Raw genomic sequence first — 13476 nt, 5'->3', positions numbered from 1 at the left:
GCAAGGCACAACGGATTACCTTGAAGGGCAAGATTACCAAGGTGCAAACCCAGATCAATTTGGCTCAAAAAGTGAGATCAAACTGGTATTAGCTGACGGTGCAGCTCCAGATCTTATCTTCACAGAGCAATTAAATACTGGTGATAAATCTATCTCAGGTCGTGTGTTTGTGGACATTAACCAAGATGGCACAAATAATGGCAATGACTTTGTACTTGCAGGTATTCAGATCACGCTAACCGGTCAGGATCTTTACGGTGAAGCAGTGAGCTTAAGCACGACGACGGACGCAAGTGGCGCATTCAACTTTGCTGGTCTTCGTAAGTCTGATGCGGCGGGTTACACCATCACGCAAGGCACAACGGATTACCTTGAAGGTCAAGATTACCAAGGTGCAAACTCAGATCAATTTGGCTCAAACAGTGAGATCAAACTGGTATTAGCTGACGGTGCAGCTCCAGATCTTATCTTCACAGAGCAATTAAATATTGGTGACAAATCTATATCAGGTCGTGTGTTTGTCGACATTAACCAAGATGGCACAAATAATGGCAATGACTTTGTACTTGCAGGTATTCAGATCACGCTAACCGGTCAGGATCTTTACGGTGAAGCGGTGAGCTTAAGCACGACGACGGACGCAAACGGTGCATTTAACTTTGCAGGTCTTCGTAAGTCTGATGCGGCGGGTTACACCATCACGCAAGGCACAACGGATTACCTTGAAGGTCAAGATTACCAAGGTGCAAACTCAGATCAATTTGGCTCAAACAGTGAGATCAAACTGGTATTAGCTGACGGTGCAGCTCCAGATCTTATCTTCACAGAGCAATTAAATATTGGTGACAAATCTATATCAGGTCGTGTGTTTGTCGACATTAACCAAGATGGCACAAATAATGGCAATGACTTTGTACTTGCAGGTATTCAGATCACGCTAACCGGTCAGGATCTTTACGGTGAAGCGGTGAGCTTAAGCACGACGACGGACGCAAACGGTGCATTTAACTTTGCAGGTCTTCGTAAGTCTGATGCGGCGGGTTACACCATCACGCAAGGCACAACGGATTACCTTGAAGGTCAAGATTACCAAGGTGCAAACTCAGATCAATTTGGTTCAAACAGTGAGATCAAGCTGGTATTAGCTGAGCAAGCAGCCCCTGAAGTCATCTTCACAGAGCAGCTTAATTCAGGTGATAAATCTATCTCAGGTCGTGTGTTTGTGGACATCAACCAAGATGGCACAAATAACGGCAATGACTTTGTACTTGCAGGCATTCAGATCACGCTAACGGGTCTGGATCTTTATGGCGAAGCGGTGAGCTTAAGCACGACGACGGACGCAAGCGGTGCATTTAACTTTGCAGGTCTGCGCAAGTCTGATGCGGCGGGTTATACCATCACGCAAGGCACAACAGACTACCTTGAAGGTCAAGATTACCAAGGTGCAAACCCAGATCAATTTGGCTCAAACAGTGAAATCAAATTGGTATTAGTTGACGGTGCAGCTCCAGATCTTATCTTCACAGAGCAATTAAATATTGGTGACAAATCTATCTCAGGTCGTGTGTTTGTCGACATTAACCAAGATGGCACAAATAATGGCAATGACTTTGTACTTGCAGGTAATCAGATCACGCTAACTGGTCAGGATCTTTACGGTGAAGCGGTGAGCTTAAGCACGACGACGGACGCAAGCGGTGCATTTAACTTTGCAGGTCTGCGCAAGTCTGATGCGGCGGGTTATACCATCACGCAAGGCACAACAGACTACCTTGAAGGTCAAGATTACCAAGGTGCAAACCCAGATCAATTTGGCTCAAACAGTGAAATCAAATTGGTATTAGTTGACGGTGCAGCTCCAGATCTTATCTTCACAGAGCAGCTTAATTCAGGTAACAAATCTATATCAGGTCGTGTGTTTGTGGACATCAACCAAGATGGCACAAATAACGGCAATGACTTTGTACTTGCTGGCATTCAGATCACGCTAACGGGTCAGGATCTTTACGGTGAAGCGGTGAGCTTAAGCACGACGACGGACGCAAATGGTACGTTTAACTTTGCAGGTCTGCGCAAGTCTGACGCGGCGGGTTATACCATCACGCAAGGCACAACGGATTACCTTGAAGGTCAAGATTACCAAGGTGCAAACTCAGATCAATTTGGTTCAAACAGTGAGATCAAGCTGGTATTAGCTGAGCAAGCAGCCCCTGAAGTCATCTTCACAGAGCAGCTTAATTCAGGTGATAAATCTATCTCAGGTCGTGTGTTTGTGGACATCAACCAAGATGGCACAAATAACGGCAATGACTTTGTACTTGCAGGCATTCAGATCACGCTAACGGGTCAGGATCTTTATGGTGAAGCGGTGAGCTTAAGCACGACGACGGACGCAAGCGGTGCATTTAACTTTGCAGGTCTGCGCAAGTCTGATGCGGCGGGTTATACCATCACGCAAGGCACAACAGACTACCTTGAAGGTCAAGATTACCAAGGTGCAAACCCAGATCAATTTGGCTCAAACAGTGAAATCAAATTGGTATTAGTTGACGGTGCAGCTCCAGATCTTATCTTCACAGAGCAATTAAATACTGGTGACAAATCTATCTCAGGTCGCGTGTTTGTAGACATTAACCAAGATGGCACAAATAATGGCAATGACTTTGCACTTGCAGGCATTCAGATCACGCTAACGGGTCAGGATCTTTACGGTGAAGCGGTGAGCTTAAGCACGACGACGGACGCAAACGGTGCATTTAACTTTGCAGGTCTGCGCCAATCTAATGCGGCGGGTTATACCATCACGCAAGGCGCAACGGATTACCTTGAAGGTCAAGATTACCAAGGTGCAAACCCAGATCAATTTGGCTCAAACAGTGAAATCAAATTGGTATTAGTTGACGGTGCAGCTCCAGATCTTATCTTCACAGAGCAATTAAATACTGGTGACAAATCTATCTCAGGTCGCGTGTTTGTAGACATTAACCAAGATGGCACAAATAATGGCAATGACTTTGTACTTGCAGGTATTCAGATCACGCTAACTGGTCAGGATCTTTACGGTGAAGCGGTGAGCTTAAGCACGACGACGGACGCAAACGGTGCATTTAACTTTGCAGGTCTGCGCCAATCTAATGCGGCGGGTTATACCATCACGCAAGGCGCAACGGATTACCTTGAAGGTCAAGATTATCAAGGCGTAAACTCAGATCAATTTGGTTCAAACAGTGAGATCAAACTGGTATTAGCTGACGGTGCAGCCCCTGAAATCATCTTCACAGAGCAATTAAATACTGGTGATAAATCTATCTCAGGCCGCGTGTTTGTGGACATTAATCAAGATGGCACAAGTAACGGCAATGACTTTGTACTTGCTGGTATTCAGATCACGTTAACTGGTCAGGATCTTTACGGTGAAGCGGTGAGCTTAAGCACCACAACCGACGCAAACGGTGCATTTAACTTTGCTGGTCTGCGCAAGTCTGACGCGACGGGTTACACCATTACGCAAGGCGCAACGGATTACCTTGAAGGCCAAGATTACCAAGGTGCAAACCCAGATCAATTTGGCTCAAATAGTGAGATCAAATTAGTATTGGCTGACAATGTTGCACCAGATCTTATCTTCACAGAGCAGCTTAATGACGGTGATAAATCTATCTCAGGTCGTGTGTTTGTGGACATTAACCAAGATGGCACAAATAACGGCAATGACTTTGTACTTGCAGGTATTGAGATCACGCTAACTGGTCAGGATCTTTATGGCGAAGCGGTGAGCTTAAGCACGACGACGGACGCAAGCGGTGCATTTAACTTTGCAGGTCTGCGCAAGTCTGATGCGGCGGGTTATACCATCACGCAAGGCACAACAGACTACCTTGAAGGTCAAGATTACCAAGGTGCAAACCCAGATCAATTTGGCTCAAACAGTGAAATCAAATTGGTATTAGTTGACGGTGCAGCTCCAGATCTTATCTTCACAGAGCAATTAAATATTGGTGACAAATCTATCTCAGGTCGTGTGTTTGTCGACATTAACCAAGATGGCACAAATAATGGCAATGACTTTGTACTTGCAGGTAATCAGATCACGCTAACTGGTCAGGATCTTTACGGTGAAGCGGTGAGCTTAAGCACGACGACGGACGCAAGCGGTGCATTTAACTTTGCAGGTCTGCGCAAGTCTGATGCGGCGGGTTATACCATCACGCAAGGCACAACAGACTACCTTGAAGGTCAAGATTACCAAGGTGCAAACCCAGATCAATTTGGCTCAAACAGTGAAATCAAATTGGTATTAGTTGACGGTGCAGCTCCAGATCTTATCTTCACAGAGCAGCTTAATTCAGGTAACAAATCTATATCAGGTCGTGTGTTTGTGGACATCAACCAAGATGGCACAAATAACGGCAATGACTTTGTACTTGCTGGCATTCAGATCACGCTAACGGGTCAGGATCTTTACGGTGAAGCGGTGAGCTTAAGCACGACGACGGACGCAAATGGTACGTTTAACTTTGCAGGTCTGCGCAAGTCTGACGCGGCGGGTTATACCATCACGCAAGGCACAACGGATTACCTTGAAGGTCAAGATTACCAAGGTGCAAACTCAGATCAATTTGGTTCAAACAGTGAGATCAAGCTGGTATTAGCTGAGCAAGCAGCCCCTGAAGTCATCTTCACAGAGCAGCTTAATTCAGGTGATAAATCTATCTCAGGTCGTGTGTTTGTGGACATCAACCAAGATGGCACAAATAACGGCAATGACTTTGTACTTGCAGGCATTCAGATCACGCTAACGGGTCAGGATCTTTATGGTGAAGCGGTGAGCTTAAGCACGACGACGGACGCAAGCGGTGCATTTAACTTTGCAGGTCTGCGCAAGTCTGATGCGGCGGGTTATACCATCACGCAAGGCACAACAGACTACCTTGAAGGTCAAGATTACCAAGGTGCAAACCCAGATCAATTTGGCTCAAACAGTGAAATCAAATTGGTATTAGTTGACGGTGCAGCTCCAGATCTTATCTTCACAGAGCAATTAAATACTGGTGACAAATCTATCTCAGGTCGCGTGTTTGTAGACATTAACCAAGATGGCACAAATAATGGCAATGACTTTGCACTTGCAGGCATTCAGATCACGCTAACGGGTCAGGATCTTTACGGTGAAGCGGTGAGCTTAAGCACGACGACGGACGCAAACGGTGCATTTAACTTTGCAGGTCTGCGCCAATCTAATGCGGCGGGTTATACCATCACGCAAGGCGCAACGGATTACCTTGAAGGTCAAGATTATCAAGGCGTAAACTCAGATCAATTTGGTTCAAACAGTGAGATCAAACTGGTATTAGCTGAGCAAGCTGCTCCTGAAGTCATCTTCACAGAGCAGCTGAATGCCGGTGATAAATCTATCTCAGGTCGTGTGTTTGTGGACATCAATCAAGATGGTACAAGCAACGGCAATGACTTTGCACTTGCTGGCATTCAGATCACGCTAACGGGTCAGGATCTTTACGGTGAAGCGGTGAGCTTAAGCACTGCGACAGATGCAAACGGTGCATTTAACTTTGCAGGTCTGCGCAAGTCTGATGCGGCGGGTTATACCATCACGCAAGGCACAACGGATTACCTTGAAGGTCAAGATTACCAAGGTGCAAACTCAGACCAATTTGGTTCAAACAGCGAGATCAAACTGGTATTAGCTGAGCAAGCAGCCCCTGAAGTCATCTTCACAGAGCAGCTTTATTCTGACGCAAAAATATCAGGTAAAGTATTCATTGATTCAAATAACAGTGGCTTGCTTGATACACAGGAAGCTGGGTTAGCAGGTGTCACAGTGACACTGAATGGTACTTCGGCATTTGGTGAGTCTATATCTATCGAAACTCAAACAGATCAAGCAGGCTTGTTCTCGTTTAATAATCTTATCGAAAGTGATGAACAAGGATATACGGTAGCGCAAGTTCAGCCAGTTGAGTTTAGTGATGGCCTTGAGTCGCGCGATGGAGTTATCGCTTCAACAGATACAAATGATGCGTTTATGGTTTTGTTGTCGACTAGCGAGCAGGTTGAAAATCTGCACTTTGCTGAGTTATATATGGGCCGTATTGCTGGTGCTGTGTTTGTTGATAGAAATACCGATGGTCTGTTGGATAACAGTGATGATGCTATTGCGAATGCAGTCATTGAGCTAACAGGCACAACTCATTTAGGTAATGACATTGCGCATCAAACCATCAGTGCTGAAGATGGCCGATTTGAGTTCACACAATTACCGCAAAGTAATGAACAGGGCTACCAGCTTACTCAAATACAACCTGAGCATTATGCCGATAGTTTTGATTATCAAAATGGGATCCGAGTTGCCGATTCGGATCAGCGAGATGTCATAGACAAGTTGGTACTTGTGCAAGGTGAGGAGCTAGTAAAACTAAACTTCACTGAAGGTTTCGGTATTGCAATCAGTGGTCGTGTCTTTATCGATAAAACGGACTCTGGCTTGCTGCCTCAAGGTACTGTACAAGAAATGTCAGAGTTGATGATCGCAGAGAGTGAAATTCAACTTACAGGTGTCGATTATCAAGGACATGATGTTGAGCTGACTGCGCTGACCAATGAGCAGGGTGTTTACTCTTTTACTGAGTTGCCGCCAAGTAATGAGCAAGGTTATACCCTGACGCAGGTTGTGCAACCAGATGCCTATTTGGATGGTCAAGAGTCTGCCAATGGCATCGTGATTGACAATACCAAAGGCACGGATAGTATTTTTGTTGGTACCGTTTTAGAAATTAAACAGTATGCAAATTACGATTTTGCTGAGTTACCAACGGCTTCTATTTCTGGTGAGGTTTGGGTTGATGCAGATGAAAATGGCTTATTAGATGAAGGTGAAGCACTGCGTATTGGTGGCGTTCAAGTTAATTTAATCGGTACTACACAAGACGGCATTGAAGTAGAGCGCACGGTGGTTTCTGACGAACAAGGCGCATATACCTTTGATTACTTATATCCAGGTATGTATCAAATCAACCAACAACAACCAGATGCTTGGTTAGATGGTAAAGAGCAGCTAGGTAATGCTGGCGGAGACGTTGGTGAAGATCAATTCTCGGGCATTTCAATTGCCATAGATCAGCATGCAACAGGATATAATTTTGCAGAGCGCGGCAGCGACCTTGCTGGTCGAGTGTATGTTGACTTGAACGATGATGGTGTACAAGACACATATGAGTTGGGTTTACGTGATGTTAGATTGACCATTACCGGTGCAGATCTTGATGGGCAGCCTGTTAGTCGTGATATTTTAACTGATGCTTATGGACGATATGAGTTTGAAGATCTGCCACTCAGTGGTGTGGATGGGTTTACTGTAACTGAGTACCAGCCTGAAAATACACAAGATGGTATTGATAGTGTAGGTAGTATTGGCGGCGTGCTTGGCGATGATTTGATCTCTGCGATCCACATCGAGCGACACGTCACAAAGGCACATTCATACAACTTCGGTGAGCAGTTAATGGATCCGGCCAGTATTTCCGGCTTGGTATGGTTAGATAAAAACCACAACCGTGAAAAAGATGATAGTAATGGACAAAGCGGTTGGATCGTTGAGCTGTTACCGGATCCCATGACTGGGGAAGGCAATCCGCTAGATGCAGAACCATTGGCAACCATCGAATCAGATGCTAATGGCCAATATACTTTCCATGGTTTACCTGTAGGGACGTATGAAGTGCGATTTAGACACCCTCAAGGTGGTGTAATTTACGGTCTTCCAGTCTCTGACGATCCTGAGGCGAGTACTGAAAAAGGGACTATCTTAAATCTGCGAGTGAGTGCGGGTGAACAGGTCGAGAATCAGTCATTACCTGTCGATCCTTCTGGCGTGATTTATGACTCAGAACTGAGGAAGCCAATTGAGGGTGCAAAAATTAAGATCACAGGCCCTGATGGTTTTGAGCCTGATCTGCACCTAGTAGGTGGTTTGGCGAATAGAGCAGACCACCAGCGATGATGGTTACTATCAGTTTTTACTGTTTGCACAAGCACCTGCTGGGGTTTATGAGTTACATGTAACGGAACCAAACGGGTATCAAAGTGGTGGGTCGAAGCGTCTACCTGTATGTGCAAATACACTCAGAGTGGGTGCTCGAGAATTACCAATTACCATTTTTGCTGAAGAAACTGTGCCAACGCTTGATGCACCTGAGCATGTCGCAACCCAGTGTGCTAGCCACTCGGATCAAGCACTGCAAGATATGCACACAACACAGTACTATCAGAGCTTTTATATTGAGCCTAAATTACCATCAGGCAACGTCGTAAATAACCATATTCCGTTAGATGCCTTTGGCGATGATCTTGTTCATGTGAGTAAGCAAGCGCTTAAGCAGGACGTTGTGATTGGTGAGCTGGTGCCTTATCGCATTAAGGTGACCAACCAGTCAGATATGGTGCTTTCACCTCTGGATCTTATTGATCAACTGCCAGCTGGTCTGAAATATGTTGCTGGTAGCGCTAAAATCGATGGTCAAGCGATTGAACCAGAGCAGCGAGGCAGACAATTACGTTGGCATGTGAACGCCTTACAACCAGAGCAGTCGATGATGATCGAATTGATCGTTGTTGTCGGTGCCGGTGTCAGTGAGGGTAAATACATTAACCAAGCTTGGGTAGAATTTGTTGGGGGCTTGTACCAAAACGGTGTGGGTAACCGTATCTCAAATATCGGCGAAGCTGCGGTGAGAGTTGTGCCAGATCCTATTTTCGATTGTAGCGATCTGTTGGGTAAAGTCTTTGATGATCACAACCGCAACGGCATGCAAGATCAGGGAGAGCCTGGGCTACCAGCCATTCGTCTTGCTACGGCGCAAGGTCTTTGGATCACCACGGATCAGCATGGTCGCTATCATCTTGCATGTGCAGACATTCCACATGCAATTCGCGGTGGTAACTTTATTGTTAAACTAGACGAGCGCAGCTTACCTTCAGGTTATCGTGTGGTGAGTGAAAATCCACGAGTGGTGCGTTTAACACGTGGTAAATCACAACAACTTGACTTTGCAGCCAGTATCCATAAAGTAGCGCGCATTGAGATCACCGCTGAGTTATTTGACGGTGAGTCAGTTATGCCTGAGTACTTGTCTCGTCTAACGCAGCTAATGGATGCACTAGATAAAACACCGACAGTGATCCGCATCGCGTATCAACAATCTGAATTAGAGCAAACCACAGAAGCGGAGCGTAAATCTCAATTGTTACTTGAATGGCTCCAAACACAAGTAGCAGAGCGCGAGCTTCCAATCACTATTGAAACGGAAATGATCCCATTTTTTATTCCAGCTTTACCAGCCCACCAGCAGTTAGGAGGAAGCGATGACTAATCGATTCTTGCTAAGTAAAATTTCGTTATTGTGTGCAGCAGCGTATGCTTCTGCACCTTCAATGAGCTATGCCTTTATCGACGCTGTTAATGATAGCAAAGTGGCGCCTGCGGCAGGTAATACTGAACGGGTGATAGTGCAAAAGCATTTTGTTTTTAGTGGATTGGATGAGCCTAAGGCAAAAACCGTCGAAATAGAGCGCACGGTTAAAGATGATAAGTCCGCTCAATTCGTGAAAGACTCTGCGATCCGTTTTGTTTCTGGTAAGCATTATTTAACGGGCACCACTAAGCTTGAAATGGACCGCATCATTGGCTTTTTGCAAGGCAAGCAAGATATTAAATTGCACTTTATCGGCCACGCAGATTCACAAGGTTTAAGCGCTAATGCGCGTAAGATTTATAAAACCAATCAGGGCTTGTCTGAGCATAGAGCGAATATTGTGGCGGATTACTTCCGTCAGCAGCTTAATCTTGCCCCCTCAGCGACAACAACCGAAGGTCGATCTAATCGCGAGCCGGTAGCAAGTAATGCATCATTGGCTGGTATGGCGAGAAACCGCCGAGTCGAAGTCATTGCTGTTTACACAGAAACGCGCACGGTCAAAGATACACAGGTGATAGCTCCGCCGCAGCGTCATAAGCTATGCGGTGACAGCGCATCTCATCAAGGGCCGCTCAATATCACTATAGATGGTCAAGCCTTTATGGATGAAGATGCAACCAATAATGCCGATAGTCAACGCTGTGCTGATATCAATTTAGAGCGCTTTGAGCTGCAATTAAAATATGACCCTTTGAATGTATTGCCTAAACTGAACGTGCAGCATGCACTGACTAAATCTGGTAATACTTTGATGCTCCATCTAAAAGGTTATAGTAATTATCAGAGCTTTTTTGATTACGCAGAAGTGCAGATCCTCGCGCCACACAGTGACAAAGTACTGACGAAGGTGGCGTTAGATGCAGGATTAACCGGCCGCTGGCGATTACCGGGCAATATGCTGGGCATGAGCTTGAAATACCGCTTAAGAGTTTACAATAAGCAAGGCCGCTTTGATGAAACAAGTCTTGCTCAGGCTGATTTCAAACCGCGCTATGCGGTAGATGCCAACAAGCTTGATGGATATCTAATGGCAGGTTACGGCAAGTCGACGCTTGCTAAGCAAAATATCAAAATCTCAGGCGGTGCACTGACTTTATATGGTGAGCAAGTACCGAGCAATCATCGCGTGTACTTCTTAGGCCGTGTGGTGGCTGTAAATCGTGAGCGTAAATTTGTACATCAAGAAATTGTTCATAGTGGTTTTCATCGCGCGGAAGTTGCTGTTTTAAATGAGCAAGGGGAAGGACGCTTAATCCATCGGGATTTAGCATTGCCAAAGAGCGATTGGTTTTATGTGGCAATGGCTGATTTAACCCTAGGTCAAAACAGCCATAATGGTCCAGTTGAATTACTCAGCGCTGATCACAACAAAGACGGTAATGTGTTTGCCGAAGGCCGATTAAGTGCTTATATCACGGGTAAATGGCAAGACGAATACAAGGTGACCGCGCGGATTGACACGCAGGAGCAAGGGCTGAATAAGCTACTCTCTGGTTTACATGAAAAAGATCCAAAAAGCTTATTTCGACGTCTTGATGAAGAGCAGCATCCGACGGAATATGGCGATGATTCTACCGTGATTGATGATGCACCAACCAATGGTAAGGTGTATCTAAAAGTCGAGAAGTCCCAGTCTCACGTATTATGGGGTAACTTTAATACGTCGTTCAATGATACTGAGTTGGCACGTGTTGAACGCGGCCTATATGGTTTGCAATTGCAATACATCACAGATGATCTGACTGCTGCCGGTGATAACCAATCTCAAGCTCATCTATATGCAGCAGAGGCAGAAACCTTAGGCGCTTATGAATCTCATCGCTCCACAGGCGGTTCTCTTTATTATCTTCAACATCAAGATATTGTTCAGGGTTCTGAGCAAATAGCTGTTGAGGTGCGTGATAAAATTACAGGTTTAGTGCTAGTCAGACGTGGCATGGTTGCTGGTCAAGACTATGACATTGATGCACTGCAAGGGCGAATATTACTCAATAGACCGCTGTCTTCGTTCCAGCAAGATGACTTATTGGTGCGTACCGCAAGTTTAGATAGCAACCCTGTTTATTTAGTGGCGCAATATGAGTATACACCGGGGATAAACGGGTTAGACAATTTGACGTATGGTGCACGTTTGAGTCATTGGCTGAGCGATACTATTCAAGTGGGTACTACGCTAAATCATCAAGAACAAGACCTGTTTAATGATCAATTGATTGCGTTAGATGCCACATACCGTAAAAGTGATACTGCATACATTAAGGTTGAGGCCGCGCAAACAGAAGGTATTGGCAATACATTAAACTCGTTTACAGGTGGTATTGAGTTTGATCAGCAACAGTCGAGTGAAATGGGTCAAGCAGCCGATGGGCACAGAATTGAAGCTGCATTTGAGTTTTCTGATCTTGGTCTGGATGAACAGGGACATGGCCAATTTTATTGGCAACAACTTGAATCTGGGTTTAACTCTACAGGCCAAATAAGCCAAGTTGATAGCCATGCAGTTGGCACATTTTGGCAATGGCAAATTGAAGACGATCATGCCATTCAGCTCAAAGTGGATGAACAAAAAGCAGAGCAGCAACAACGCAGGCAGGCTGCGGAATTAGGGTATGTTTATCAACTAAATGACGATTGGAAAATTAGCAGCGCTGTACGCCAAGACAATAAAGAAAATCTTGCAGAGCAAACAGAGCAAACAGAGCAAACAGAGCAGACTCAAACGCCCCAACTTGATGATGGTGAGCGCGTTGATGCAATCGTACAGCTTGACTACGACGGCAGTGAAAAGTGGCAGCCTTATGTGTATATTCAAGGCACGCTTGCAAGAGAGCAAAGCCGACTAGCAAATAACCGTGTTGGTGTCGGTACTGAAGTGCAGGTGACAGACACGCTGGCTGTCAATTCTGAAGTATCTCATGGCAACCTCGGGGAAGCGGGTAAACTCGGGGTTGATTGGCAATACAAAGCGGGCAGCAATGCTTATGTTGAATATCGTGTCGACCCTGATGGGGGAGAGCTATTTTCAACCGGCAAGCAAAAAAACTGGGTAACAGGCTCAAGACATAGATTTAACTCTTCAACCAGCGTCTACGCAGAGCAAATTTGGCAACAAGATAGTCGACAAACGGGTTTAACCCATGCCTATGGCATTGAACATGACTTTTTAGTTGGCTGGCAAGCGGGCCTTGGTTTTGAACAAGGTGAGCTTGAAAGTGATAATGACTTGATAGATCGTGATGTCACCACCTTATCGCTTGGCTATCAAACCGATAAATGGCAGTGGCGCAGTGCCTTAGAATACCGAGAAGATAGCAATAGCACGGAGACTAGAACGTCTTGGCTGGCAAGACAAAACATTCATGCAAAATTAACGGATGATTGGCGAGCACAGCTGCGCATCGACTGGGCGCAAAGTGACAGCTCCTTATCTGACAGTGCGCCTGCGGGCGCGCTCAACAGTGATTTCACTGAAGCACAATTTGGTGTGGCATATCGACCGATTGAAGCGAGCCCTTGGTCCGGTATGGCAAGCTTTACATATCTTGAAGATCTAGCGCCTGCATCACAATTGAGTGGCATTGGTCTCGATAACACGCCACAGCAGCGCAGCCGCGTCTGGGCATTAGACGTAAATTATCAGCTGACACCGCGCTGGCGTATCGGTACTAAACTGGCGCAGAGACAAGGTGAGCTGAGAATGGGGCGTGACACAGGTCAATGGTTTGATTCTGAGGCAACACTTGGCGTATTGCGTGCTGACTACCATTTGATGCATCAATGGGATGCAACCCTTGAGTGGCGCGCTTTGACTGTCGACTTAGCACAAGACCGTCGCTCGGGCGCTTTATTTGCGCTGCATCGTCATGTTGGTGAGCATATGAAAATCGGCGTTGGTTATAACTTTACCGACTTCTCTGATGACTTAACGGACCTAGACTACGACTCAAAAGGGTGGTTTATCAACCTTGTTGGTAAGTTTTAG

Annotated in this window: 3 protein-coding genes (1 of these 3 only partly in view); all 3 read left to right on the top strand. The window is 45.7% G+C overall.

Translation table 11 applies throughout. The annotated features are described in order from the left end of the window. Tightly spaced (each overlapping or abutting the next), the 3 genes in view from AC2CZC_RS04910 to AC2CZC_RS04900 form a layout consistent with a single transcriptional unit that may run on beyond the window. Positions 1-8020 carry the 3' portion of an SdrD B-like domain-containing protein gene (locus AC2CZC_RS04910; RefSeq protein ID WP_484584024.1) on the top strand. Its footprint begins 16031 nt before the window's first position, so the window shows 8020 of its 24051 coding nt (coding positions 16032-24051); the start codon falls outside the window, past its left edge; its stop codon occupies positions 8018-8020. Next, on the top strand, positions 7986-9389 hold the full coding sequence (locus AC2CZC_RS04905; protein WP_484584023.1) for a hypothetical protein: 1404 nt from the start codon (positions 7986-7988) through the stop codon (positions 9387-9389). Before AC2CZC_RS04910 ends, AC2CZC_RS04905 begins: the two co-directional genes overlap by 35 nt. Then, the gene (locus AC2CZC_RS04900) at positions 9382-13476 is read left to right on the top strand and encodes an OmpA family protein (protein ID WP_484584022.1); all 4095 of its coding nucleotides are present in this window, start codon (positions 9382-9384) and stop codon (positions 13474-13476) included. Before AC2CZC_RS04905 ends, AC2CZC_RS04900 begins: the two co-directional genes overlap by 8 nt.

Source organism: Pseudoalteromonas sp. MMG033 (genome assembly GCF_057197785.1).
This window is presented reverse-complemented; position numbering and strand designations above follow the sequence as displayed.

Excerpts from the sequence above, each read along its gene's own strand:
- AC2CZC_RS04900 (WP_484584022.1), top strand. The coding sequence starts at position 9,382 with ATGACTAATCGATTCTTGCTAAGTAAAATTTCGTTATTGTGTGCAGCA.